Source organism: Streptomyces sp. T12, from assembly GCF_028736035.1.
Classification (GTDB): domain Bacteria; phylum Actinomycetota; class Actinomycetes; order Streptomycetales; family Streptomycetaceae; genus Streptomyces.
Map to the genome: position 1 here is coordinate 6,366,012 of NZ_CP117866.1, position 22,857 is coordinate 6,388,868.

A 22,857-nucleotide genomic window follows, 5' to 3' on the forward strand; every position below is an offset into this window, starting at 1 on the left:
CATGGCTGCGCCTCTCCCGCCCTCCCGGCCCCGTATTCCTGGCAGTGGCCTGGCCAAGGGCCTGGCCGTCACCCTCCGCACGATGACGAAGAAGTCCGTCACCGCGCAGTACCCGGACACCCAGCCCGACCTCGCGCCCCGCACCCGCGGCGTGATCGGCCTGTTCGAGGAGAACTGCACGGTCTGCATGTTGTGCGCCCGCGAGTGCCCGGACTGGTGCATCTACATCGACTCCCACAAGGAGACGGTCCCGGCGGCGACCCCGGGCGGCCGCGAACGCAGCCGCAACGTCCTCGACCGCTTCGCCATCGACTTCTCCCTGTGCATGTACTGCGGTATCTGCATCGAGGTCTGTCCTTTCGACGCCCTGTTCTGGTCCCCGGAGTTCGAGTACGCCGAGACCGACATCCGCGAGCTCACCCACGAGCGCGACAAGCTTCGCGAGTGGATGTGGACCGTCCCGGCCCCGCCCGCCCTCGACCCCGGCGCGGAGGAACCCAAGGAGATCGCCGCCGCCCGCAAGACCGCCGAGAAGCTGGCGGCCGCTCAAGCCGAGCCGACCGAGCCGACCGAGCCGCAGGGGGGCGAGTCGTGAGCCCTGCCTCCTCTGCCGCGCTGACCACGGCCGCCGACACGCACGGCTTCCTCTCCCCGACCGGCGTCGAGATCGCCTTCCTCCTCGTCGGCCTGGTCACGTTCGGCGCCGCGTTGGTCACCGTCACCACCCGGCAGCTGGTGCACGCCGCCCTGTGGCTGGTGGTCACGCTCGGTGGCCTCGCCGTGGAATACCTCCTGCTCAGCGCCGAGTTCATCGCCTGGGTGCAGGTCCTCATCTACGTCGGTTCCGTCGTCGTCCTCCTCCTGTTCGGACTGATGCTCACCAAGGCCCCCATCGGCCGCTCCCCGGACGCCGACTCCGGCAACCGCTGGGCCGCCCTCGCCGTGGCTCTCGCCTCCGCGGCCACCCTGATCTGGGTGGTCGTCGACGCCTTCCGCACGACCTGGATCGACCTCGACGGCCCCGCCGCCGGCTCCACCAGGGCCACCGGCGAAAGCCTCTTCCAGAACTGGGTCCTCCCCTTCGAGGGCCTCTCCGTCCTCCTCCTCGCCGCCCTGGTCGGCGCGATCGTCCTGTCCCGACAGGCGAAGGAGACCGCCGCGGACGGGCCCGGAACCGGCGCCGGGGCGGGCAACCGCACCGTGCCGGGCGCGCCCTCGGCGACCGCCGCCCCCGCTCCCGCCGCCCCCGCTCCCGCCACCCCCGCTCCCGCCGCCCCGAGCGAGAAGGAGCCGCGCTGATGCACCTCGCCTATCCCGCAGTACTCTCCGCCCTCCTCTTCTGCACCGGCCTGTACGGCGTCCTCGCCCGCCGCAACGCGATCCTGGTCCTGATGTCGGTCGAGCTGATGCTCAACGCCGTCAACCTCAACCTGGTCGCCTTCGACGTCTGGCTCAGCAAGGCCGCCGAGGAGACCCTGCACTCCGGCCAGGCCCTGACCCTGTTCACCATCACCATCGCCGCCGCCGAGATCGGCATCGGCCTGGCGATCGTCCTTGCCGTCTACCGCAACCGCGGCACCTCGGACATCGACAAGCTCCGCGACACCGCCGAGAGCCACGACACCGACGGCCCCGACCACGACGCCTCCACGGCCCCGCAGGCCGAGAAGGCTGAGGCCACCGCGTGACCACGACCACCCTCGCCGTCCTCGTCCCCCTTCTGCCGTTCCTCGGCGCCGCAGCCGGCCTACTCCTGGGCCGCACGGCACCCGGCTTCGTCCGCCCGCTCGCCGTCCTGCCGACGCTCGCGTCCCTCGTGCTCGCCGCGGTGGTCGCCGTGCGTCAGGGCGGCGACCAGGCGATCAACGCCGCCACCGAGCTCACGCCCACCGGCTCGGTCCCGATCGAACTCGCCCTGTACATCGACGGCTTCGCCGCCCTCGTCGCCGTACTCGTCGGCGTCGTCGCCACCTGCGTGCAGATCTACTCGACGGGCTACCTCCGCGAGGACCCGCGCTACCCCTCCTACGCCGCGCTCGTCTCCCTGTTCACCTCCGCGATGCTGCTCGTCGTCTACTCCGGCGACCTGATGGTGCTGCTGGTCGGCTGGGAGCTCATGGGCATCTGCTCGTACTTCCTGGTCGGCCACTACTGGGAGACCCCGGAGGCCCGCGCCGCCTCCATCAAGGCCTTCCTGGTGACCAAGCTCGGTGACGTCCCCTTCCTCATCGGCCTGTTCGCGCTGGCCACCGACGCCGGGTCCTTCCGCATCACGAAGGTCCTCGGCACCGTCGCGAGCGGCGGACTCGACCACCCGACCCTGATCGCCCTGCTGCTCCTCGCGGGCGTGGCGGGCAAGTCGGCGCAGTTCCCGCTGCACACCTGGCTCCCCGACGCGATGGCAGGCCCGACGCCCGTCTCCGCGCTGATCCACGCCGCGACGATGGTCGCCGCCGGTGTCTACTTCATCGCTCGTCTCCTCCCGGTCTTCGAGGCCTCGCAGGCCGCGATGATCGTCCTCGCCGTGATGGCTGCCGTCACGATGATCGGCTCGGGCCTCGCCGCGCTCGCCCAGGACGACATCAAGCGCGTCCTCGCCTACTCGACGATCGGCCAGCTCGGCTACATGACCGGCGCCCTCGCCGTCGCCGACCGCGGTGCCGCCGTCTTCCACCTCCTCTCGCACGGCGCCTTCAAGGCGCTGCTGTTCCTCGCGGCCGGCGTGATCATCCACGCCGCCGGCACCAACTCGCTGGCCGCCATGTCCCGCATGACCCACCTGCGCAACCGCGTGCCCGACGCCTACTGGACGATGACCGTGGCGCTCCTCGCGCTCGCCGCGATCCCGCCGTTCAGCGGCTTCTTCTCCAAGGAGTCCGTCCTCGGCGCCGCCGAGCACGTAGCCACCGGCCACGCCGAGCGCGTGCCCGGCTCCGCGGGCTGGATCGTCCTCGTCGCCGGCCTGCTCACGGCCCTGCTCACCGCGGCGTATGCGATGCGCCTGTGGCTGCTGGCCTTCCGTGGCCGGGGCGCCGAGGCCCCCGACCACGGCAGGCAGCCGCTGACGATGACCGTGGTGCTGTGGGTGCTCGCCGTCCCGTCTCTCGCCATCGGCGCGCTCGCCTACCGCGTGCTCCCCGACTGGTTCGACGGCCGCGACCTCGCCCCGACCCTCACCACCTCCGTCCTCGGCACGGGCGTGGCGCTGGTCGGCGGCATCGTCACCTACGCGGCCTGGCGGCACACCACGGCCGTGGCAGCGCGCGTCCCGCTCGGCGCGGTCGCGGCCCATCCGGAGGGCGATGCCGCCCAGGTCGAGGCCGAGGCCATCGCCAGCCACGCACCCGTGTACGGAGGAGTGGCCTACGCACCCGACCCGGCAGACCCCGGTCGGCTGCTGCTCGGCCCACTGCACCGCCACGCGGCCGTCGGCTTCCACCTCGACGCCGTGTACCGGGCGTTGTTCGTCCGCCCGGTACAGGCCGGCGCGAGTCTCGTCCGGTTCCTGGACCGCGAGGTCGTCGACACCTACGTCCGTGGGGCGGGTGCTCTACCCCGCTGGCTCGGCATCGCCGTACGGCGCGCCCAGACCGGCAATGTGCAGACCTATGTGAGCGCGCTGCTCGCCGGCACCGTCGTCCTCGCGGTCGCCGCCGTCCTCGTCGCCACGGGAGCGTGAGCAGGCGTGATCGATATCAACGAGTCCGTGATGCAGTTCCTTCTGGCGTTCGTCGTCGTCGGCCCGCTCCTCGGCGCCGCCGCCGCTCTCCTGCCCGCCCCGCCCGGGCTGAAGGGGAAGTCGCCCGAGCAGGCCGTGCTGCGGCACGGCGTGACCGTCACCGGCGCTGTCCTCATCGCCGCGATCGTCCTCGCGCTCGGCTTCGACCACGACCAGCCGTCGAAGATGCAGGCCAGCACGGACATCAGCTGGATCCCCGCACTCGACGTGCGCATCCACCTCGGCATCGACGGCATCTCCCTCCCCCTTCTCGTCCTGACCGCGCTGCTGACCTTCCTCTGCGCGCTCTACTCGTACTTCAAGCAACCCTCGGGCCCGGCTCCGAAGGCCTTCGTCGCACTGCTGCTCGTCCTGGAGTCCGGCACCCTCGCCAGCTTCGCCGTCCTCGACCTGCTCCTCTTCTTCCTCGCCTTCGAGATGGTCCTCATCCCGATGTACTTCCTCATCGCCCGCTGGGGCGGCGAGGGCCGGGCCGAGGCCGCCTGGAAGTTCATCCTCTTCACGCTGCTCGGCTCCGTGGTCATGCTGCTCGGCCTGCTCCTGATCGGAATCAAGGCGGGCACATTCGACATGGTGGCACTCGCCACTGACAACGGCCGGTCGCTGACCACATCCGTGCAGGTCACCGCCGTTTTGGCGATCGGGATCGGGCTCGCGGTCAAGACGCCGATGTGGCCGCTGCACAGCTGGCTGCCCGATGCTCACACCGCCGCGCCGACCGTCGGTTCGGTCCTGCTGGCCGGCGTCCTGCTGAAGATGGGCACGTACGGGTTCGTCCGGATCCTCCTGCCGATCGCCCCCGACGGCTTCGCCGACTTCGCGCCGTACCTCGCCGCCTTCGCCGTCGTCGGAATCATCTACGGATCCCTGGCCTGCCTGGCCCTCGCCAAACAGGGCGCGAAGGGCGACCTCAAGCGCCTCATCGCCTACTCCTCTGTCGGCCACATGGGCTTCGTCCTGCTCGGCATCGCGACGATGACCCCGACCGGCGTGAACGGCGCCCTGTTCGCCAACATCGCCCACGGCCTCATCACCGGCCTTCTCTTCTTCCTGGTCGGCGCGCTGAAGGACCGCACGGGGACCACCGACCTCGACGCCCTCGCCGAGCAGACCGGCGCCGCGCTCTACGGCAAGGCACCGCGTCTCGGCGGCCTGCTCGCGTTCGCCGCGGTCGCCTCCCTCGGATTGCCGGGCCTCGCCGGGTTCTGGGGCGAGATGCTCGCCCTGTTCGGCGCGTTCGAGCCCGCCGCTGAGCTCAGCCGCCCGGCCTTCCTCACCTTCATGGCGATCGGCGCCTTCGGCACGCTGCTCACGGCCGCGTACCTGCTCGTCGTGGTCCGCCGCGTCTGCATGGGCGCCGCACCGCAGGATGCCCCGAAGCTCGCCGACGTCCAGACGTACGAGTTCGCCGCCTGGACCCCGCTCGTCGCCCTCACCGTCGTCGCCGGACTGTGGCCGAAGACCCTCCTCGGCCTGACCGACCCGGCCGTGCAGCAGCTCCTCGCAGGAGGCACCCGATGAGCTCCCTGGCCCAGCCCCTGGCCGAGTCGGTGGTCCAGTCCGTCGACTGGCTCGCCATCGCGCCGCCCACCATCGCGGCGGTCGTCGGACTCGCAGTCCTCGTCGCCGACCTGTTCGTCGCGGAGAACAAGAAGGCCCTGCTCGGCTGGACGTCCGTGGTCGGCCTGGCGGCCGCCGGGCTCCTGCTGCTGCCCCTCCTGGACGGCGACCGCTCCACCTTCTGCCTCACCGGTGACCCCGACGTCTGCAGCTATACGGCCGACCGCTTCACCCTCGTCATCCAGTTCCTGGTCCTCGGTGGCGCCCTCCTCGCGGCCCTCCTGTCGGTCACCGCCCTCAAGGACGCCGACAAGGGACTCCCCGAAGGGGAGTTCTGGTTCCTGCTGCTCTCCTCCTCCGCCGGAGCCGCCCTGCTGCCGGCGTCCCGAGACCTGGCGACCCTCATCGTCGCCCTCGAGGTCGCCTCACTCCCCGCATTCGCGCTGGTCGGCCTGCGCTACGGCGACCGCAAGTCCTCCGAAGCGGCCCTGAAGTTCTTCCTGTCCTCGGTCACCGCGACCGCCGTCAGCCTCATGGGCATCAGCTTCGTGTACGCCTCCACGGGGACCCTCTACCTCACCCAGATCGCCGACCGCATCCAGAACGTCGACGGACAGCTCCAGACCCTCACCCAGGCCGGAGTCGTCCTCACCCTGGTCGGCTTCGCGTTCAAGACGGCAGCCGTGCCCTTCCACTTCTGGGTGCCGGACACGTACGTGGGAGCGCCCCTGCCGGTCGCCGCCTACCTGTCGGTCGTCGGCAAGGCGGTCGGCTTCACCGGCCTGATCCTCGTCACCGTCGTCGCCCTCCCGTCGTACGCCGACGTCTGGGGCCCGGCCCTCGCGGCACTCGCCGCCCTCACCATGACCGTCGGCAACGTCGGCGCCCTGCGCCAGCAGGCCACGCGCGCGTACAGCGCGGTACGCCTGCTCGCCTGGTCCTCCGTCGGCCAGGCCGGCTACCTCCTGGTGCCGATCGCGGCCGCCGCGTACTCCGACGACGGTGAGCGGTCCATCGGCTCCACCGTCGCCTACGCCCTCATGTACACCGCCGTGAACCTCGGAGCTTTCGCGGTGGCCGCACTCGTCGGCCGTACGAAGACCCTCAACCGCCTCAGCGACTACCGCGGCCTGTACGCGCGAAACCCCCTGTCCGCCCTGATCCTGGCCTTCTTCCTGCTCTGCCTCGCCGGGCTCCCGCCGGGCATCATCGGTCTCTTCGCCAAGGTCACCGTCTTCTCCGTCGCCGTCGACGCGGGCCTCGGCTGGCTGGCCGTCGTCATGGCCGTCAACGTCGTGATCGCGCTGTTCTACTACCTCCAGTGGACGGCCCTGCTGTTCCGCGCCCCCGAAGGCGAGCCCGTCAAGCACCTCGTCCCCGCGCCCGTGACGGCCACGATGGCCCTCACCGGCGTCGTCGGCATCGCCCTGTCCGGAGCCCCTCAGCTGATCCTGCGCTTCGCCGACACCGGGCTCTTCTGAGCCCTGACGCACTCCGTACGCGCGCGTGGGGCACTCGACCCCCACGCGCGTGCAGCCGCGTGCCGGCGCCCTCACCCGGACGGCCCACGCCCGCCGCCCCAGGCACCAGGGAACCCGTGGCCCTCGCCTGGCGTTGACCAGTACGGAAGGGTCCACTGGACGTGACACCACGGCACCAGTGGCATCGGAGATCGAGCAGCAAAGGGTTCCCCTGCCGCACCACTTGGAGGGCGTACCGTGCACCGCCGGCACAACGGGCTCAGGACAGCAGTACTCCTCGGGGGACTGTCCGCACTCATCATCGTCATCGGCAGTTTCTTCGGCCGCATGGGGCTCGTCGTCGCGGTCCTGATCGCCCTGGGCACGAACGCGTACGCGTACTGGAACAGCGACAAGCTGGCGCTACGCGCGATGCGCGCCCGCCCGGTCAGCGAGTTCGAGGCCCCGGGGCTGTACCGCATGGTCCGGGAGCTCTCCACCCAGGCCCGCCAGCCCATGCCCCGCCTCTACATCTCCCCGACGGAGGCGCCGAACGCGTTCGCGACGGGCCGCAACCCGCGCAATGCCGCCGTGTGCTGCACCGAAGGCATCCTGCGCATCCTCGACGAGCGCGAACTGCGCGGCGTCATCGGCCACGAGCTCAGCCACGTCTACAACCGCGACATCCTGATCTCGTCGGTCGCCGGCGCGCTCGCCTCGGTGATCATGTTCCTGGTCAACTTCGCCTGGCTGATCCCGATCGGCCGTTCCGATGACGACGACGGCCCCGGCCTCCTCGGCATGCTGCTGATCATGATCCTGGGTCCGCTCGCCGCCTCGCTCATCCAACTGGCCATCAGCCGGTCCAGGGAGTACGAGGCCGACGCGTCCGGCGCCCAGCTCACCGGCGATCCACTCGCCCTCGCCAGCGCCCTGCGCAAGCTCGAGCACGGCACGAAGCAGCTCCCGCTGCCCCCCGAGCCCCGCATCGAGACCGCCAGTCACATGATGATCGCGAACCCCTTCCGCCCAGGCCAGGGATTCTCCAAGATGTTCTCTACGCACCCCCCGATGTCGGAGCGCATTGCCCGGCTCGAGAAGATGGCAGGCCACCAGTGAAAACCATCCTGAACGTCATCTGGCTCGTCCTGAGCGGCTTCTGGCTGTTCCTCGGCTACTTGGTCGCGGGCCTAGTGCTGTGCATCACCATCATCGGCATCCCGTTCGGCATCGCTGCCTTCCGTATCGGCGTCTACGCCCTGTGGCCCTTCGGGTACACCACGGTCGAGCGCCGCGACGCCGGAGCCCCCTCCTGCGTCGGCAACGTCCTGTGGCTGGTCCTCGCGGGCTGGTGGCTGGCCATCGGCCACATCGTCACCGGCCTTGCCCTGTGCGTCACGATCATCGGCATCCCCTTCGGTATCGCCAACTTCAAGCTGATCCCGGTGTCGCTGTTCCCGCTGGGCCGCGAAATCGTGTCGACGGACCAGCCGTTCGCGTCGCGCTGGTAGGGCAGCGGGCGGGGTGTGGTGACCGCCGGTTTATCCACAACCCGGCGGTTGTCCACAGGCCGGACCGACTGTCAGTGGCGGCTTGCATCATGAACGCATGACCGAGATCGAGCAGTTGCTGACGAAGGTCGCGGACAAGGCACGCAACACCCGCCCGTGGGGCTGGCCTTCGCTCCCCGAGCCCGTGGACTCGACGACCCTGGCCCGAGCCGAGGCCGCCCTCGGCTTCCGCCTGCCCCCGCTGCTCGCCGACCTCTACCTGAGCATAGGAGACGGCGGATTCGGCCCCGAGTACGGCCTGTTGCCCCTGCTCGACAACCCTCCGGCCGACGAGCCGGCCGCCGTCACGCAATACCTCGCCAACCGCGAGAGAGCCCACAAGGACCCCGACTGGCCCTGGCCCGAAGGCGTCCTGCCGATATCCCACTGGGGCTGCGCGATGTACGCGTGCGTGGACTGCCGCAGCCCCCAGGCCACCGTCCTGCTCTTCGAACCGAACGCCGACGACGCCGACCAGGCGTGGTACGTGGACGCCCCGAGCCTCACTGACTGGCTGCGGGCCTGGGTCGACGGCACGGGCTGGTACGTGGAGATGAACGAAGGGCTGGAAATGGCCCCTTGGGCCGACTTCCGCATACGGACGGCGCCGGCACAGGCGTCCTGAGGGTGCGCGGACCGGCGGTCGGCGAGTGGACAGACGGCCCGTGGAGTGCATCGACAGTCTGCGAGTGCCTCAGTGCGGCAAGTGAGCTGAGGCGCAGAGTGCGTTGCGTGCGCTGAGGGGCCGAGCGCGCCGAGCGAGCTCGGCGCGCCATCTGGACCGACCTGCCCCAACCTGCCCCATCCAAGCGACACATACGCGTGCGTCGGCCTACCTTCCCCGGTCACCCGACCGCTGCCCCGCCATCCACCGCCGTACGCCATACGCGACCACCCCCACCAGCAGCACACCCGCACCGACCACAACCGAAACCCCCGGCAGCGAGAACGCCAGCACCGCGCACCCGAGAAGCCCCACCACCGGTACGACCCGCGCAGTCGGCGCCGAGTCGAGAGTCCAGGCCGAAGCGTTGGCCACCGCGTAGTACGCCAGCACACCGAAGGAGGAGAACCCGATCGCGCCCCGCACGTCCACCGTGGCGGCCAGGACCGCGACCACCGCCCCCACGGCCAGTTCGGCCCGGTGCGGCACATGGAAGCGCGGATGCACGGTTGCCAGGGCGCCGGGCAGATGCCGGTCGCGGGCCATGGCCAGCGTCGTCCGCGAGACGCCCAGGATCAGGGCGAGCAGCGAGCCCAACGCGGCGACGGCCGCGCCCACCCGTACCACGGGCACGAGTCCCGGTGCCCCTGCCGCCCGCACCGCGTCGGCCAGCGGCGCGCCCGCCTGCCCCAGACCATCCGACCCCAGTACGGAAAGGACTGCCACCGCCACACACGCGTACACGGCCAGCGCGATGCCCAGGGCCAGCGGAATCGCCCGGGGGATGGTGCGCGCCGGGTCCCGCACCTCCTCGCCGAGGGTCGCGATCCGCGCGTACCCGGCGAACGCGAAGAACAACAGCCCCGCCGCCTGCAGCACCCCGCCCACGCCGTCCGAGGCCCCGACGTCCAGGCGCCCGGCATCGGACTCCCCGGATCCCAGACACACGACGACCACACAAGCGAGGACAGCCAGCACCACCGCCACGATCGCCCGCGTCAGCCAGGCGGACTTCTGGACGCCGCCGTAGTTCACCGCGGTCAGCGCCACCACGGCCGCGACCGCCACCGCGTGCGCCTGCCCCGGCCAGACGTACGCGCCCACAGTGAGCGCCATCGCCGCACAGGAGGCCGTCTTACCGACCACGAACGACCAGCCCGCGAGATACCCCCAGAACTCCCCGAGCCGCTCGCGCCCGTAGACATATGTGCCGCCCGAGGCCGGATACAGGGCGGCCAGTCGTGCCGACGACGTGGCGTTGCAGTAGGCCACCACGGCCGCGATCGCGAGTCCGACCAGCAGCCCGGACCCGGCCGCACCCGCCGCGGGCCCGAGCGCGGCGAAGATCCCGGCCCCGACCATCGAACCGAGCCCGATGACCACGGCGTCCCCGACCCCCAGGGTGCGCCGCAGCTCGGAGGAGTCGGAGCTGGACTGTGTCATGGCCAGAACCCTACTGATCGCTGCAACCGGGGGGTGCCACCGTGACGTCTTCTTCGTCAACAGAGCACGAACAAGCGCGCCCGAAATCACAGTGCCGGGAAAGTGCAGGCACAGCGCGGAGGGGCAGGTTCACGGCATGACGATCATCAGCTGGATCATTCTGGGGCTGTTGGCCGGGGCCATCGCCAAATTCCTGCTGCCGGGCCGCGACCCCGGCGGCTTCATCGGCACCACTGTCATCGGCGTCGCGGGCGCGTTCATCGGTGGCTGGATCTCGGCCCGCTGGCTGGACCACCCGATCACCAAGGACTTCTACGACGGCGCCACCTGGGCCGCCGCGATCGGTGGCTCCCTCGTGCTCCTGATCGCCTACCGCATCCTGTTCGGCCACTCGCGCAGCTGAGCGCGGGGCACGCACATCCCCGGACCGCAGCCAGCAGGCGAGAAGGGTGGGCACCGCGGGGTGCCCACCCTTCCTCGTACGACGTCGCAGCGGAGCCGTACCCGGAGCCGTAGCCGGCTCGGATCAGCAGCTCACCGGTAGTTCACGAACTGCAGCGCGAAGTCGAAGTCCTTGCCCTTGAGGAGGGCGATCACGGCCTGCAGGTCGTCACGGCTCTTCGAGCTGACGCGCAGCTCGTCGCCCTGCACCTGCGCCTTGACGCCCTTCGGGCCCTCATCGCGAATGATCTTCGCCACCTTCTTCGCGTTCTCCTGGGAGATGCCCTCCTCGATCGACGCGAAGATCTTGTACTCCTTGCCCGAGAGCTGGGGCTCGCCCGCGTCCAGGGCCTTCAGCGAGATCCCGCGCTTGATCAGCTTGGACTGGAAGACATCGAGGACAGCGTTCACCCGGTCCTCGGAGTTCGCCTCCATCAGGATCTTTTCACCGGACCACGAGATCGAGGCACCCACGCCCTTGAAGTCGTAGCGCTGCGAGATCTCCTTGGCGGCCTGGTTGAGGGCGTTGTCGACCTCCTGCCGCTCGACCTTCGAGACGATGTCGAAACTGGAGTCGGCCATGTCCTGTGGCTCCTTGTATCGGGGTGCGTATGACGTGCGTTTCGGCGGGCGTGGGGGTGGCCGCCGAGCCCGGGGCAGGCCCCGGACCGCATCCGGACAAGCCTAGCCACCCCTCGTCCCCCGGGCGGCGATCAATCGGGTGGCGAAGCACCCCTACCCATCGGGTATTGTTTACGTCGTTGCCAGGGAGCACCGCCAAAAAGCGGTTCGAACGGCAGCAAACCCGGCGGTGTGCCCGAGCGGCCAAAGGGAGCAGACTGTAAATCTGCCGGCTCAGCCTTCCCAGGTTCGAATCCTGGCGCCGCCACACTGGGAAACCCCTCCGATCTGCGGAAACGTAGATCGGAGGGGTTTTCGCGTTCCAGGGTCACGCCCAGGGCACACTGACTGCATGGCCATGCGTCGCAGAAGTTGCCCCGAGTGCCGTCGGGAGATCGCCGTCGTTGCAGGTCGGTTCGCGCGGCACGATCCGCCCGGCGCACGGGAGAACGGGGAACTCGTGTCGTGTCCCGGATCGCGTCGGCCGGCGCAACTGGGGGCCGCCCAGCCCGCATTGGACGGGTACGTCGTACCTGAGTTCCCCGGGCAGCTGCCGCTGTTCTGAAAGCCCCGAGTCGCACTGCGAGCCCCACCGAGTCCCACCGGGCTCCAGGGAGCCCGACCGAGCCCAGGGAGCCCGAGAGCTCGACCGGGCTCCGCCGATCCCCACCAAGCCCCACCAAACCCCCGCCCCGAGGCCCGCCCCCTAGGCACCGGCCCGCACATCCATCCGCGTCACCAGCCCGTCCGCGTCGAACCGGTACACGTGCTCGACCGTCTCCTGCGCCCACCGATCGCCCGACGCGTCGCGCATCCCGGGCCGTACGGTCGCCACCACGGCCGCGCCGTCCTCGTCCGGGCGCAGCCCCTCCAGCCGTACGAGGGGATGCCCGGCGGTGAACTGCCGGGCCCAGTACGCGCGTACCGCCTCGCGGCCGTGCAGCCGGACGCCGTCCAGGACGTTCGGCCAGTCCACGTCGGGCGCGAGGCACCGTTGCATGAAGGCCTCTCGCTCGTCCGTCGAGAAGACCTCGTACATGCGCCGCAACAGCGCCTCCTGCGCGGTCGAAATCCCCTCCGGGCCCAACTTCAGTTTCCCGCCACCGACTTCACCGCCACCGACACCGGAGCGGACCCGCTGATCAGTTCCAGGGTCAGGCCGGCCGTCGCGGGGGTGTCGAGCAACTCCGCGAGCGCGGCGGCCACGTCGTCACGCGGGATCGGGCCGCGGCCGGTGTGGGCCTCCAGACGTACCAGGCCGGTTCCGGCGTCGTTCGTCAGCATTCCGGGGCGCAGGATCGTCCACTCGAGGGCGTCCAGGCCGCGGACGTACTCGTCGGCCTCGCCCTTGGCGCGCAGGTAGACGTCGAAGACCTCGTCGCCCTCGTGCTTCGGGTCGGCGCCCATCGACGACACGACCACGAAGCGCCGTACGCCCGCCCGGACCGCCGCGTCCGCGAACAGGACCGCCGCGCCCTTGTCCACCGTGTCCTTGCGGGCCGCGCCGCTGCCCGAGCCCGCGCCGGCCGCGAAGACCGCCGCGTCCGCGCCTTGCAGATGCTCCGCGACCTCCTCGACCGAGGCCGACTCCAGGTCCAGCAGGAGGGGTTCGGCGCCGGCCTCCCGCAGGTCGTCGCCCTGTTCGGCCTTGCGGATGATCCCCGCGACCTCGTCCCCACGCGCGGCGAGCAGCTGCTCCAGCCGCAGCGCGATCTGACCATGACCACCAGCGATGACAATGCGCATGTTTCCGACCGTACGCCCGGACGGCCGCATCCGCCGCACGACTTCAGCCACGCCTCACGTCCCCACAGGAGCAGGCCTTACGCACAGACGCGGGGCGCACGAGCAGCCGGCGCACCTCTACGCGCGCCAACCCGCCCCCTGCCCCTCCACCGCTCAAGCACACGCGCCCACGTGCCTCAAGACACCTCCCCCCGCCCCTGTCGCGGCAACCCCAACTCCGCCGCCACGGCCGAGTTGCAGTACTCCCGCACCGCGCTCGTCCGCGCCACCACGCGCCCCCGGTGCACCACGATGCGGCTGTACGCCAGCGACAGCGCCCCCGCCAGCCGGTCCCCGCGCACCGCCAGCAACTCGGCCGGGAATCCCGCCTCCACGCGCACCTCGGGCAGGCCCAGCACCGCACGCGCGGACGCGCTCACGGCGTCGTACGCGTCCTCGGGACGCAGTCCATGGCGCGAGGACAGCAGGTAGGCGGCCTCCAGCGGGTCGCCGCGGCCCACCGGGTTCGACACGTCCCGCAGGGCGCCGCTTCCGGCGGCGAGCCGTACGCCGGCCGCGCGCAGCAGTCGTACAGGGGCCGTGGCCCGCCGCTCCACGCCCCCGCAGCCGCCCTGCGGCAGGCACACCACCGTCACCCCGGCCGCCGCGAGCTGGTCCGCGGTGCGGGAGGCGGCCTGAGCCGGCAGGCGCCCCAGACCGCCGCACGGGCCGAGCGTCACGCCGGGGCGCAGCCCGCCGGCCATCGCGGCGAGGCGGGCCAGGCGGGCCGGATCGGTGGCGTCGGTGTGCAGGTCGACGGGGCAGCCGTGCTCGGAGGCGACCTCCAGGACTGCTTCCACGTAACCCGTCGGATCCGGGTCCAGGTCGGGGCAGCCGCCGACCACGTTCGCGCCCATCTTCAGCGCGTCCCGCAGCATCGCGAGCCCCTCGGCCCCGGCCGCCCCGGTCAGCAGCCGCGGCATCGCCACCGTCGTCAACTCGGTGAGCCCGCGCAGCGAACGCCGGGCCTGCAGTACGGCGGCCAGTGCGCCCAGCCCCTGAACGTCGCCCACGCGGACGTGTGCCCGTAGCGCGGTCGCCCCGTGCCCGAGCTGGAGCAGGGCGGCCTCGGTGGCCCGGCGCTGGACGTCCTGGGGGTCGTAGGAGACCGGTCCGCCCTCGTCGGCGGAGAGCGCGGTGTCGCCGTGGGCGTGCGCTTCGGCCGGGGCCGGCAGAAGCAGGTAGCCGTCGAGGTCCACGCGAGCGCCGCACGCGCGCGTGTCTCCCGCCGCCAGGCTCCCGGCCGTGCCGACCGCCTCGATGCGCCCACCGCCCAGCCGTACGTCCACGGTCCGGCCGTCGGTGAGCCGCGCCCCGCACAGCAGCAGAGCACCCGGGTCGGTCGGGCCGGACGAACCCGACGAGGACGACGAGTGGGGCGGCTGGGGCTGACTGTCGGGCATCGCGTTCCAGGGGCTCGGGGCTGCGCATCGGGGGCTGCGGGAACGGTGCTGGGGAACTGCGCCGCGCACGCAAGATCACGCAGAGTGAGTCGAGCCTAGGGTGGCGATCCGGCCCTGGCGTGCAGGAGCGCAATAGTCGTACTGGTGTGGTCCGCCGAACGGAGCCGCCTCCGCGGTACCGCAGTGGCCTGCGAGGTGCCTGTGTGCTCCGCCGATCGGCCGCAGAGGGGGGCCGGGAAACGGATTTGGGTGAACGGCGGCCGAGCGTGTAATGTCTTCATCGCTCGCCCCAATAGCTCAGTCGGTAGAGCGTCTCCATGGTAAGGAGAAGGTCTACGGTTCGATTCCGTATTGGGGCTCTGGTGTGAGAGGTTCCCGCTGCAAGGCGGGTTCCGATCGCATCACAGCGGTGTAGCTCAGTCGGTAGAGCAAGCGGCTCATAATCGCTGTGTCACCGGTTCAAGTCCGGTCACCGCTACTGACAGTAGCCGATTGTGGGGTCGGTCCTTCGATCGGCTACTCTTTTATGCGTTGAATCAGTCCTATCCGTTCGTCAAGGAGCACTCACGTGGCTGCCACCGACGTCCGCCCGAAGATCACGCTGGCCTGCGTGGAGTGCAAGGAGCGGAACTACATCACCAAGAAGAACCGGCGTAACAACCCGGACCGGCTTGAGATGAAGAAGCACTGCCCGCGTTGCAACGCGCACACCGCGCACCGCGAAACGCGATAAAACAGGCTCGTACACGAGGCCGTCCCCGTTGGGGGGCGGCCTCGCGTCGTTTCCACCCCGGTTACCGGCCGGTTCCGGCCGACCCTCGGCGGATCGGCCGGGCGAACCAGCAGGTCAACCGCAGAGACAGCAGGAGGTGCCGAGCCATGGCGCTCGACCAGTCCTTCGTGGGGCGGAGCTACCCGCCCACCGAGCCCTATGAGGTGGGACGGGAGAAGATCCGTGAGTTCGCGGAGGCGGTGGGGGACACCAACCCTGCGTACCTGGATCCGGAGGCCGCCAAGGCGCTCGGCCACTCCGATGTGATCGCCCCGCCGACCTTCGTCTTCGCGATCAGCTTCAAGGCCGCGGGACAGGTCATCGCCGATCCCCAGCTGGGCCTGGACTACAGCCGGGTGGTGCACGGCGACCAGAAGTTCGCGTACACCCGGCCGGTGCGCGCCGGCGACCGGCTGACCGTCACCTCGACCATCGAGGCGATCAAGTCCATGGCGGGCAACGAGATCGTGGACATCCGCGGCGAGGTTCACGACGAGGCGGGGGAGCACGTCGTGACCGCCTGGACGAAGCTCGTCGCCCGTGGGGCGGACTCCGAAGAAGGGGAGGCCTGACCGATGACGGCGAAGATTGCGTACGGCGACGTCGAGGTCGGTCTCGAACTGCCCGCCCAGACCTTCCCCGTGACGCGCGCCACGCTCGTCCAGTACGCGGGCGCCTCCGGCGACTTCAACCCGATCCACTGGAACGAGAAGTTCGCGAAGGAGGTCGGGCTGCCCGATGTCATCGCGCACGGCATGTTCACCATGGCCGAGGCGATCCGTGTGGTCACCGACTGGGCCGGGGACCCGGCCGCGGTCGTCGAGTACGGGGTCCGCTTCACCAAGCCCGTCATCGTGCCGAACGACGACCAGGGCGCCGCGATCGAGGTCAGCGGCAAGGTCGCGGCCAAGCTCGACGACAACAAGGTCCGCGTGGACCTGACCGTGAAGAGCGCCGGGCAGAAGGTGCTCGGGATGTCGCGGGCGGTCGTACAGCTGGCGTGAATGTCGAGGTGAACGGCACGCGCGTGCCGTGAAGTAAGGGGCGTTCTCCATGGTGGGGCGCCCCTTACTTGTGGCAGCAGTCCCAGTCCTTGACTTAGTTAGTGATTGAGTACTAACTTACGACTCATGGTCAGGATGAGCGCAGAAGAGAGGCGCGAGAGCGTCATCCGCGCGGCGACGACCGAGTTCGCCCGCGGCGGGTACTACGGCACGTCGACCGAGGCGATCGCCAAGCGGGTCGGTGTCTCGCAGCCGTATCTCTTCCGGCTCTTCCCGGGCAAGAAGGCGATCTTCCTGGCGGCGGCCGAGCGCTGCGTGGAGGACACTATCCGGATGTTCGCGGAGGCCTCCGAGGGGCTGGAGGGCGAAGAGGCCCTGCGTGCCATGGGTGACGCGTACCGGAAGGTCGTCTCGGAGCAGCCCGAGCGGCTGATGATGCAGATGCAGATGTACCTCGCCGTGGCGGCCGCCGAGCAGGAGGGTGACCACGAGTTCGGCGAGGTCGTGCGCGCCGGCTGGATGCGGCTGTGGGACACGGTCCATATCCCGCTGGGCGCGGACGTCGGCGAGACGACGACCTTCATGGCGTACGGCATGCTCATCAACTGCCTGGTGGCCATGGGTTTTCCTCCCGAGCACCGTGTCTGGGCGGGGATGGACCCGCCGGAACGGGCTGATGGGCCGTCGTAGGGGGAGGGGTGGCGAGGCTCACCCCGCCCCTTCATGGGCTCGAAAGTTAGTGATCGATAACTACCTCAAGCACTCTCCACACCCATACCAACCGGAACGCATCATCTCTGGGGGAGCGATGTCACAGCAGACCGAACAGAACGCGCGGACAGGACGCCGGGGCGGCGCCGCCTGGGCCCTCGTCATCACGAGCGTCGCCGGGTTCATGGCAGCCCTCGACAACCTCGTCGTCACCACCGCACTGCCCTCCATCCGCGAGGACCTGGGCGGAGGGCTGCACGACCTGGAGTGGACGGTGAGCGCCTACACGCTCACCTTCGCCGTACTGCTGATGTCCGGTGCGGCGCTCGGCGACCGCTTCGGCCGGCGACGGCTCTTCCTCGTCGGCATCACGATCTTCACCGGCGCATCCGCCGCCGCGGCCCTCGCGCCGGGCATCGACTCCCTCATCGCCGCCCGCGCGGTGCAGGGCGCCGGCGCGGCGATCATGATGCCGCTCACGCTGACCCTGCTGACGGCGGCCGTGCCCGCGGCCAAGCGCGGGATGGCGTACGGCATCTGGGGTGCCGTCAACGGGCTCGCGATCGCGTCCGGGCCGCTCATCGGAGGCAGCCTCACCGAGCACATCTCCTGGCAGTGGATCTTCTGGCTGAACGTTCCGCTGGGCTTCGCCCTGCTGCCGCTCGCCCGCCTGCGCCTCGCCGAGTCGTACGGCACCGGCGCCCCGCTCGACATCCCCGGCACGCTGCTCGCCAGCGGCGGCCTGTTCGGGATCGTGTACGGCCTGGTCCGCGGCCCCGCCGACGGCTGGACCGGCTCCCTGGTCCTGACCGGCCTGTTCGCCGGAGGCGCGCTGCTCGTCGGGTTCGTCCTCTACAGCACCCGCGCCAAGAACCCGATGCTGCCGATGCGGCTGTTCCGCTCCCGGGCCTTCTCCGGGATCAACGCCGCGAGCATGCTGATGTTCCTCGGCATGTTCGGGTCGATCTTCCTGCTCAGCCAGTACATGCAGGGCGTGCTCGGCTACTCGCCCACCGAGGCGGGGCTGCGGATGCTGCCGTGGACAGGCATGCCGATGCTCGTCGCGCCGATCGCGGGCATCCTCGCCGACCGCATCGGCGGCCGCCCCGTCGTCGCCACCGGCCTGTTCCTCCAGGCCGCCGGCCTCGCCTACATGGCGTCCGTGGTCGCCGTCGACGTCTCCTACGCCGCTCAGCTGCCCGGCCTGATCACCAGCGGCGTCGGCATGGCCCTGTTCTTCGCGCCGGCCTCCCACCTGGTCATGTCCAGCGTCCGCACCTCGGAACAGGGCATCGCGTCCGGCGCCAACAACGCCCTGCGTGAGGTCGGCGGCGCGCTCGGGATCGCTGTCATGGGGTCCATCTTCTCCGCGCAGGGCGGCTACGAGACCGGCCAGACCTTCGTCGACGGCCTGCGGCCCGCCCTGGTCACCGGCGCCGCGATGGTGGCCCTCGCCGGTGTCGCGGCGCTACTGATACCGGCCCGGCGGCGCGAAGACCGGGACCGGGCCGAGAACCCGACAGAGCAGGCACCGGAGCCGGTGCTCGAGACGGCCGCCCGCTGACATCCCGGACCGTTGGCCTACATCCCGGACCACGAGGAGCAGTCATGCCCACCCTTCCCTGGACCGTGCCGAACCCCGCCCCGCCCCACACCGAGGTGCACGTCTTCGCCTCCCGCTTCGAGACCCGCACCCTTTGGGGAGCGCTCCGCTTCCTCGCCCGTACGCCGGGCGTGTGGCGGCAGGTGAGCCGGGCGCCCGGAGCGTATGGGGCATCTTTGAAGGCCGAGCCGTTCAAGCGGACCTTCTGGACGCTGTCCGCCTGGGAGTCGCCCGCAGCGCTCAAGGCCTTCGCCCGCTCGGGCACCCACGCCCCGACCTCACGGGGCCTGTCCACCCAGATGCGGGACGCGAAGTTCACCACCTGGCAGGCGTCGAGCGACGAACTCCCGCTCGGCTGGACAGAGGCGATCCGGCGGCTGAGCTGAACGGCACGCGCGCGTGGTGCGTGCCTGAGCCCCGGCACCGCGCAGGGGTGCCGGGGCTGTCAGTGCCGTCTCGTAGTCTTGAGCCCGTGCAGGAACTCCACGACGCCCCTCTCGCCCCCCTCACCACCTTCCGGCTGGGCGGCCCCGCCACCCGCCTGGTCATCGCCACGACCGACGCCGAGGTGATCGACATCGTGCGCGAAGCCGATGCCAGTGGCACCCCGCTGCTGCTCATCGGCGGCGGATCGAACCTGGTCATCGGGGACAAGGGCTTCGCGGGCACCGCGCTGGTCATCGCCACCAAGGGCGTCGAGCTGGACGGCACCGCGCTCGAACTGGCGGCCGGCGAGGTGTGGACAGACGCCGTCGCCCGCACCGTCGAGGCCGGGCTCGCCGGGATCGAGTGCCTCGCCGGAATCCCCGGCTCCGCAGGCGCCACGCCGATCCAGAACGTCGGCGCGTACGGCCAGGAGGTCTCCTCGACGATCACCGAGGTGATCGCGTACGACCGCCGGGCGGGCGAGACCGTCGTCATCCCGAACGCCGAGTGCGCCTTCTCCTACCGCCACAGCCGCTTCAAGTCCGACCCCGAGCGCTACGTCGTCCTGCGCGTCCGCTTCCAGCTGGAGGACGCGGACGGGCTCTCCGCCCCCCTCAAGTACGCGGAGACGGCCCGCGCCCTGGGCGTCGAAGCCGGCGACCGCGTGCCGCTGGCCGCCGCGCGCGAGACGGTGCTGAAGCTGCGTACCGGCAAGGGCATGGTCCTGGACCCCGAGGACCACGACACCTGGTCGGCCGGATCCTTCTTCACCAACCCGATCCTCACCGACGAGCAGTTCGCCGCGTTCCACGCACGCGTGTGTGAACGCCTCGGCGACGGCGTGGAGCCGCCCGCGTACCCGGCGGGGGAGGGGCACGCCAAGACCTCCGCGGCCTGGCTCATCGACAAGGCGGGCTTCACCAAGGGGTACGGCACCGGCCCCGCCCGCATCTCCACCAAGCACACCCTCGCCCTCACCAACCGGGGCGGAGCGACCACCGAGGACCTCCTCGCGCTCGCCCGCGAGGTCGTGGCCGGCGTCCGTGAGACCTTCGGCATCACGCTGGTCAACGAGCCGGTGACGGTCGGCGTGAGCCTGTAGGCCGGGTCTCGGCAGGCCCTGAAGGCGGGACCTGAAGGCGGGACCTGAAGGCGGGCTGGCCCTGAATCAGGCCCTGCGGGCAAGCCCTCAATAGGCGACGCCCACGCCCTGCTTCACCGTGGCCCGGTCCCCGATCGCGTCCAGCATCGCGTGCGCCACATCGGCACGCGCCAGGAAGCGGCCCCTGCGTGGAAAGCCGCCCACCACCCTCCGGTACGTGCCGGTGAGCGGCTTGTCCTGCAGGCGCGGCGGCCGCACGGCCGTCCAGTCCGTGGCGCTGCGGGCCAGCTCGGCCTCCATCTCCCGCAGGTCGGCGTAGATGTCCTTGAGGACCGCGGAGACGATGCCGCGCATCGTCCGGTCGAGGAACCCGTCGCCCTCCGGCTCGGGACCGACCGGCGCCGCGCTCACCACGACCAGCCGCCGCACCTCCTCCGCCTCCAGGGCGCCGAGCACTGTACGCGTCAGGCGCGCCGCGACCCCGGCGTCCTTGCGGCTGCGGGCACCGAGGCCGGACAGCACCGCGTCCCGGCCGGCGACGGCGGGGCGCAGGGCCTGCGGATCGGCCAGGTCGGCGCGGAACACCTCCAACTGCTCGCCGGTCACGGTGAACCGCGCCGGATCCCGCACCACTGCCGTGACCTGGTGCCCTGCGTCCAGGGCTTGGCGGACGATCTCCTTGCCCGTGCCTCCGGTGGCGCCGAAGACGGTGAGTTTCATGGGGCCTCCCGAATCAGGGGTGAAAATGGTGGGTGAGTATTCACTCACCACACTCCCTTCTAGAGTGAGTAAGTACTCACCCATCCGTCAAGGGCGATTGGACATGCCATGGAGAACCGACCGACCCGCGTTCGCCTGCTCGATGCCGCGCACGACCTGATGCTCACGGTCGGCCTGGCGCGGGCCACGACGAAGGAGATCGCGCGGGCGGCCGGGTGTTCCGAGGCGGCGCTGTACAAGCACTTCGAGAGCAAGGAGGAGCTGTTCATCCGGGTGCTCACCGAGCGGCTGCCCCCGCTCCGCCCGTTGCTCAGCAGCCTCGCCGCCGAGCCGGGCAGGCACCCCCTGGAGGAGAACCTCACCGAGATCGCCCGCCAGGCGGCGCTGTTCTACGAACAGAGCTTCCCGATCGCCGCGTCGCTGTATGCGCAGACCCAGCTCAAACAGCGGCACGACGACGTCATGCGGCAGATGGGGTCGGGACCGCACGTGCCGATCCAGGAGCTCGACACGTATCTGCGGGCCGAGCAGGAGCTGGGGCGGGTCAGTACGGGCACGGACACGTTCGCGGCGGCGTCGCTGCTGATGGGAGCCTGCGCGCAGCGGGCGTTCGCCTATGACGCGACGAAGGAGGCGGTACGGCCGCCGGTGGACGAGTTCGCCGCCCGGCTGGCCCGTACGCTGCTGGCCGGTATCGCCGACTGAGCCGGTATCGCCGACTGAGCCGGTATCGGCGACTGACCCGGTACCGCCGACTGATCCGGTACCGCCGACGACGTCGGGAGGCGGGCTAGGCGAGCCAGTCGTCCACCCCCGCCAACAGCTTTGCCTTCACCTCCTCCGGCGCCGCGGAAGCCCGAACCGACTGCCGGGCCAGTTCCGCCAGTTCCTCGTCCGTGAAGGCGTGGTGGTGGCGGGCGATGTCGTACTGGGCGGCGAGGCGGGAGCCGAAGAGCAGCGGGTCGTCGGCGCCGAGGGCCATCGGGACGCCGGCCTCGTACAGCGTCCGCAGCGGGACGTCCTCGGGCTTCTCGTAGACACCGAGGGCGACGTTCGACGCGGGACACACCTCGCACGTCACGCCCCGGTCGGCGAGGCGCTTGAGCAGTCGCGGGTCCTCGGCCGCCCGCACCCCGTGGCCGATCCGGTTCGCGTCCAGGTCGTCCAGGCAGTCACGGACCGAGGACGGGCCAGTCAGTTCGCCGCCGTGCGGGGCCGACAGCAGGCCGCCCTCGCGGGCGATGTGGAAGGCACGGTCGAAGTCCCGCGCCATACCCCGGCGTTCGTCGTTCGACAGCCCGAATCCGACCACGCCCCGGTCGGCGTACCGCACCGCGAGTCGCGCCAGCGTGCGGGCGTCCAGGGGGTGCTTCATACGGTTCGCGGCGACCAGGACACGCATTCCGACACCCGTGTCCCGCGACGCCGTCTCCACCGCGTCCAGGATGATCTCCAGCGCCGAGATCAGACCGCCCAGCCGGGGCGCGTACGAGGTGGGGTCGACCTGGATCTCCAGCCAGCCGGAGCCGTCCTTCAGATCCTCCTCCGCGGCCTCCCTGACCAGCCGCTGGATGTCCTCCGGCTGCCGCAGGCACGAGCGCGCCGCGTCGTACAGGCGCTGGAAACGGAACCAGCCCCGCTCGTCCGTCGCCCGCAGCTTCGGCGACTCCCCGCTGGTCAGCGCGTCGCTCAGCGCCTCGGGCAGACGCACGCCGTACTTGTCGGCCAGCTCCAGCAGGGTCGCCGGCCGCATCGAGCCGGTGAAGTGCAGGTGCAGATGGGCTTTCGGCAGCTCAGAGACATCACGTACACGCTCCATTCCAGGATCCTGCCGTACACCCCGCCCGCCTCGG

Annotated in this window: 26 protein-coding genes and 3 tRNA genes; 22 read left to right on the plus strand and 7 right to left on the minus strand. The window is 70.7% G+C overall.

Annotated elements, in window-relative coordinates; translation table 11 throughout:
* The first annotated feature begins 1 nt into the window (after position 1).
* From PBV52_RS28790 to PBV52_RS28830, 9 genes are all read left to right on the plus strand, one after another.
* The gene (locus tag PBV52_RS28790) at positions 2 to 595 is read left to right on the plus strand and encodes an NADH-quinone oxidoreductase subunit I (protein ID WP_274242135.1); all 594 of its coding nucleotides are present in this window, start codon (positions 2 to 4) and stop codon (positions 593 to 595) included.
* Positions 592 to 1,299, plus strand: coding sequence for an NADH-quinone oxidoreductase subunit J (locus PBV52_RS28795; protein ID WP_274242136.1), 708 nt, complete (start codon positions 592 to 594; stop codon positions 1,297 to 1,299). The genes PBV52_RS28790 and PBV52_RS28795 overlap by 4 nt, the downstream gene beginning before the upstream one ends.
* Complete coding sequence (gene nuoK / locus PBV52_RS28800; protein WP_274242138.1) at positions 1,299 to 1,688, plus strand: NADH-quinone oxidoreductase subunit NuoK; 390 nt, start codon at positions 1,299 to 1,301, stop codon at positions 1,686 to 1,688. Before PBV52_RS28795 ends, nuoK begins: the two co-directional genes overlap by 1 nt.
* A complete protein-coding gene (locus PBV52_RS28805; RefSeq protein ID WP_274242140.1) occupies positions 1,685 to 3,679 on the plus strand; it encodes an NADH-quinone oxidoreductase subunit L in 1,995 nt (664 codons plus the stop codon). The genes nuoK and PBV52_RS28805 overlap by 4 nt, the downstream gene beginning before the upstream one ends.
* A 6-nt stretch (positions 3,680 to 3,685) precedes the next feature.
* Positions 3,686 to 5,260: a NuoM family protein gene (locus PBV52_RS28810; RefSeq protein WP_274242142.1), complete on the plus strand. Its 1,575-nt coding sequence runs from the start codon at positions 3,686 to 3,688 to the stop codon at positions 5,258 to 5,260.
* Entirely contained in the window at positions 5,257 to 6,780 is a 1,524-nt protein-coding gene (locus PBV52_RS28815; protein WP_274242143.1) for an NADH-quinone oxidoreductase subunit N, read from the plus strand. The genes PBV52_RS28810 and PBV52_RS28815 overlap by 4 nt, the downstream gene beginning before the upstream one ends.
* 237 nt (positions 6,781 to 7,017) lie before the next feature.
* The gene (gene htpX / locus PBV52_RS28820) at positions 7,018 to 7,878 is read left to right on the plus strand and encodes a zinc metalloprotease HtpX (protein ID WP_274242145.1); all 861 of its coding nucleotides are present in this window, start codon (positions 7,018 to 7,020) and stop codon (positions 7,876 to 7,878) included.
* Complete coding sequence (locus PBV52_RS28825; RefSeq protein ID WP_274242146.1) at positions 7,875 to 8,270, plus strand: YccF domain-containing protein; 396 nt, start codon at positions 7,875 to 7,877, stop codon at positions 8,268 to 8,270. The genes htpX and PBV52_RS28825 overlap by 4 nt, the downstream gene beginning before the upstream one ends.
* A gap of 97 nt (positions 8,271 to 8,367) precedes the next feature.
* On the plus strand, positions 8,368 to 8,934 hold the full coding sequence (locus tag PBV52_RS28830; RefSeq protein WP_274242147.1) for an SMI1/KNR4 family protein: 567 nt from the start codon (positions 8,368 to 8,370) through the stop codon (positions 8,932 to 8,934).
* Positions 8,935 to 9,141: 207 nt separating this feature from the next.
* On the opposite strand, the gene PBV52_RS28835 is transcribed toward PBV52_RS28830, so the two are convergent.
* Complete coding sequence (locus tag PBV52_RS28835) at positions 9,142 to 10,416, minus strand: APC family permease (RefSeq protein ID WP_274242148.1); 1,275 nt, start codon at positions 10,414 to 10,416, stop codon at positions 9,142 to 9,144.
* Positions 10,417 to 10,552: 136 nt separating this feature from the next.
* On the opposite strand from PBV52_RS28835, the gene PBV52_RS28840 reads away from it, so the two are divergent.
* A complete protein-coding gene (locus tag PBV52_RS28840) occupies positions 10,553 to 10,819 on the plus strand; it encodes a GlsB/YeaQ/YmgE family stress response membrane protein (RefSeq protein ID WP_274242149.1) in 267 nt (88 codons plus the stop codon).
* Between the two features lie 131 nt (positions 10,820 to 10,950).
* Here PBV52_RS28840 and PBV52_RS28845 read toward each other — a convergent pair whose 3' ends face one another.
* Positions 10,951 to 11,439: a YajQ family cyclic di-GMP-binding protein gene (locus tag PBV52_RS28845; RefSeq protein WP_128433077.1), complete on the minus strand. Its 489-nt coding sequence runs from the start codon at positions 11,437 to 11,439 to the stop codon at positions 10,951 to 10,953.
* Between the two features lie 225 nt (positions 11,440 to 11,664).
* Here PBV52_RS28845 and PBV52_RS28850 point away from each other — a divergent pair.
* Positions 11,665 to 11,746 (plus strand) — tRNA-Tyr (locus PBV52_RS28850).
* 84 nt (positions 11,747 to 11,830) lie between these two features.
* Positions 11,831 to 12,043, plus strand: coding sequence for a hypothetical protein (locus PBV52_RS28855; RefSeq protein ID WP_274242150.1), 213 nt, complete (start codon positions 11,831 to 11,833; stop codon positions 12,041 to 12,043).
* A gap of 141 nt (positions 12,044 to 12,184) precedes the next feature.
* Here the strand turns inward: PBV52_RS28855 and PBV52_RS28860 are convergent, their stop codons facing one another.
* The 3 genes from PBV52_RS28860 to PBV52_RS28870 form a co-directional block, all read right to left on the minus strand.
* Positions 12,185 to 12,517: a nuclear transport factor 2 family protein gene (locus PBV52_RS28860; protein ID WP_274249646.1), complete on the minus strand. Its 333-nt coding sequence runs from the start codon at positions 12,515 to 12,517 to the stop codon at positions 12,185 to 12,187.
* Between the two features lie 50 nt (positions 12,518 to 12,567).
* Complete coding sequence (locus PBV52_RS28865) at positions 12,568 to 13,224, minus strand: SDR family oxidoreductase (RefSeq protein WP_274242152.1); 657 nt, start codon at positions 13,222 to 13,224, stop codon at positions 12,568 to 12,570.
* 176 nt (positions 13,225 to 13,400) lie between these two features.
* Positions 13,401 to 14,666 (minus strand): hydrolase, encoded by a 1,266-nt coding sequence (locus tag PBV52_RS28870; protein WP_274242154.1) that lies wholly within the window; start codon positions 14,664 to 14,666, stop codon positions 13,401 to 13,403.
* 286 nt (positions 14,667 to 14,952) lie between these two features.
* On the opposite strand from PBV52_RS28870, the gene PBV52_RS28875 reads away from it, so the two are divergent.
* The 9 genes from PBV52_RS28875 (at position 14,953) to PBV52_RS28915 (ending at position 20,284) form a co-directional block, all read left to right on the plus strand.
* Positions 14,953 to 15,025, plus strand: a tRNA-Thr gene (locus PBV52_RS28875).
* Between the two features lie 46 nt (positions 15,026 to 15,071).
* Positions 15,072 to 15,144, plus strand: a tRNA-Met gene (locus PBV52_RS28880).
* 90 nt (positions 15,145 to 15,234) lie between these two features.
* Entirely contained in the window at positions 15,235 to 15,399 is a 165-nt protein-coding gene (gene rpmG, locus PBV52_RS28885) for a 50S ribosomal protein L33 (protein ID WP_003948671.1), read from the plus strand.
* Between the two features lie 146 nt (positions 15,400 to 15,545).
* Complete coding sequence (locus tag PBV52_RS28890; RefSeq protein ID WP_274242194.1) at positions 15,546 to 16,010, plus strand: MaoC family dehydratase N-terminal domain-containing protein; 465 nt, start codon at positions 15,546 to 15,548, stop codon at positions 16,008 to 16,010.
* Between the two features lie 3 nt (positions 16,011 to 16,013).
* Positions 16,014 to 16,442: a MaoC family dehydratase gene (locus tag PBV52_RS28895; protein ID WP_274242195.1), complete on the plus strand. Its 429-nt coding sequence runs from the start codon at positions 16,014 to 16,016 to the stop codon at positions 16,440 to 16,442.
* 126 nt (positions 16,443 to 16,568) lie between these two features.
* On the plus strand, positions 16,569 to 17,132 hold the full coding sequence (locus PBV52_RS28900) for a TetR/AcrR family transcriptional regulator (protein ID WP_274242197.1): 564 nt from the start codon (positions 16,569 to 16,571) through the stop codon (positions 17,130 to 17,132).
* Positions 17,133 to 17,250: 118 nt separating this feature from the next.
* Positions 17,251 to 18,717 (plus strand): MFS transporter, encoded by a 1,467-nt coding sequence (locus tag PBV52_RS28905; RefSeq protein ID WP_274242198.1) that lies wholly within the window; start codon positions 17,251 to 17,253, stop codon positions 18,715 to 18,717.
* Between the two features lie 44 nt (positions 18,718 to 18,761).
* Positions 18,762 to 19,142 carry a DUF3291 domain-containing protein gene (locus PBV52_RS28910; RefSeq protein ID WP_274242199.1) on the plus strand — a complete coding sequence of 127 codons (381 nt, stop codon included), beginning with the start codon at positions 18,762 to 18,764 and terminating at the stop codon, positions 19,140 to 19,142.
* Between the two features lie 86 nt (positions 19,143 to 19,228).
* Positions 19,229 to 20,284 (plus strand): UDP-N-acetylmuramate dehydrogenase, encoded by a 1,056-nt coding sequence (locus tag PBV52_RS28915; protein ID WP_274242201.1) that lies wholly within the window; start codon positions 19,229 to 19,231, stop codon positions 20,282 to 20,284.
* 87 nt (positions 20,285 to 20,371) lie between these two features.
* Here PBV52_RS28915 and PBV52_RS28920 read toward each other — a convergent pair whose 3' ends face one another.
* Positions 20,372 to 21,004 (minus strand): NAD(P)-dependent oxidoreductase, encoded by a 633-nt coding sequence (locus PBV52_RS28920; protein WP_274242202.1) that lies wholly within the window; start codon positions 21,002 to 21,004, stop codon positions 20,372 to 20,374.
* A gap of 108 nt (positions 21,005 to 21,112) precedes the next feature.
* Here PBV52_RS28920 and PBV52_RS28925 point away from each other — a divergent pair, with 108 nt between their 5' ends.
* On the plus strand, positions 21,113 to 21,709 hold the full coding sequence (locus PBV52_RS28925) for a TetR/AcrR family transcriptional regulator (RefSeq protein WP_274242203.1): 597 nt from the start codon (positions 21,113 to 21,115) through the stop codon (positions 21,707 to 21,709).
* Between the two features lie 85 nt (positions 21,710 to 21,794).
* On the opposite strand, the gene PBV52_RS28930 is transcribed toward PBV52_RS28925, so the two are convergent.
* Complete coding sequence (locus PBV52_RS28930; protein ID WP_274242204.1) at positions 21,795 to 22,823, minus strand: adenosine deaminase; 1,029 nt, start codon at positions 22,821 to 22,823, stop codon at positions 21,795 to 21,797.
* Positions 22,824 to 22,857 lie beyond the last annotated feature (34 nt).

Excerpts from the sequence above, each read along its gene's own strand:
- PBV52_RS28895 (WP_274242195.1), top strand. The coding sequence starts at position 16,014 with ATGACGGCGAAGATTGCGTACGGCGACGTCGAGGTCGGTCTCGAACTG.
- PBV52_RS28870 (WP_274242154.1), bottom strand. The coding sequence starts at position 14,666 with ATGCCCGACAGTCAGCCCCAGCCGCCCCACTCGTCGTCCTCGTCGGGT.
- PBV52_RS28815 (WP_274242143.1), top strand. The coding sequence starts at position 5,257 with ATGAGCTCCCTGGCCCAGCCCCTGGCCGAGTCGGTGGTCCAGTCCGTC.
- PBV52_RS28790 (WP_274242135.1), top strand. The coding sequence starts at position 2 with ATGGCTGCGCCTCTCCCGCCCTCCCGGCCCCGTATTCCTGGCAGTGGC.
- PBV52_RS28855 (WP_274242150.1), top strand. The coding sequence starts at position 11,831 with ATGGCCATGCGTCGCAGAAGTTGCCCCGAGTGCCGTCGGGAGATCGCC.
- PBV52_RS28890 (WP_274242194.1), top strand. The coding sequence starts at position 15,546 with ATGGCGCTCGACCAGTCCTTCGTGGGGCGGAGCTACCCGCCCACCGAG.
- nuoK (WP_274242138.1), top strand. The coding sequence starts at position 1,299 with ATGCACCTCGCCTATCCCGCAGTACTCTCCGCCCTCCTCTTCTGCACC.
- PBV52_RS28930 (WP_274242204.1), bottom strand. The coding sequence starts at position 22,823 with ATGGAGCGTGTACGTGATGTCTCTGAGCTGCCGAAAGCCCATCTGCAC.
- PBV52_RS28865 (WP_274242152.1), bottom strand. The coding sequence starts at position 13,224 with ATGCGCATTGTCATCGCTGGTGGTCATGGTCAGATCGCGCTGCGGCTG.
- PBV52_RS28860 (WP_274249646.1), bottom strand. The coding sequence starts at position 12,517 with ATGTACGAGGTCTTCTCGACGGACGAGCGAGAGGCCTTCATGCAACGG.
- PBV52_RS28925 (WP_274242203.1), top strand. The coding sequence starts at position 21,113 with ATGGAGAACCGACCGACCCGCGTTCGCCTGCTCGATGCCGCGCACGAC.
- PBV52_RS28900 (WP_274242197.1), top strand. The coding sequence starts at position 16,569 with ATGGTCAGGATGAGCGCAGAAGAGAGGCGCGAGAGCGTCATCCGCGCG.
- PBV52_RS28920 (WP_274242202.1), bottom strand. The coding sequence starts at position 21,004 with ATGAAACTCACCGTCTTCGGCGCCACCGGAGGCACGGGCAAGGAGATC.
- PBV52_RS28910 (WP_274242199.1), top strand. The coding sequence starts at position 18,762 with ATGCCCACCCTTCCCTGGACCGTGCCGAACCCCGCCCCGCCCCACACC.
- PBV52_RS28905 (WP_274242198.1), top strand. The coding sequence starts at position 17,251 with ATGTCACAGCAGACCGAACAGAACGCGCGGACAGGACGCCGGGGCGGC.
- PBV52_RS28830 (WP_274242147.1), top strand. The coding sequence starts at position 8,368 with ATGACCGAGATCGAGCAGTTGCTGACGAAGGTCGCGGACAAGGCACGC.
- PBV52_RS28845 (WP_128433077.1), bottom strand. The coding sequence starts at position 11,439 with ATGGCCGACTCCAGTTTCGACATCGTCTCGAAGGTCGAGCGGCAGGAG.
- PBV52_RS28840 (WP_274242149.1), top strand. The coding sequence starts at position 10,553 with ATGACGATCATCAGCTGGATCATTCTGGGGCTGTTGGCCGGGGCCATC.
- PBV52_RS28835 (WP_274242148.1), bottom strand. The coding sequence starts at position 10,416 with ATGACACAGTCCAGCTCCGACTCCTCCGAGCTGCGGCGCACCCTGGGG.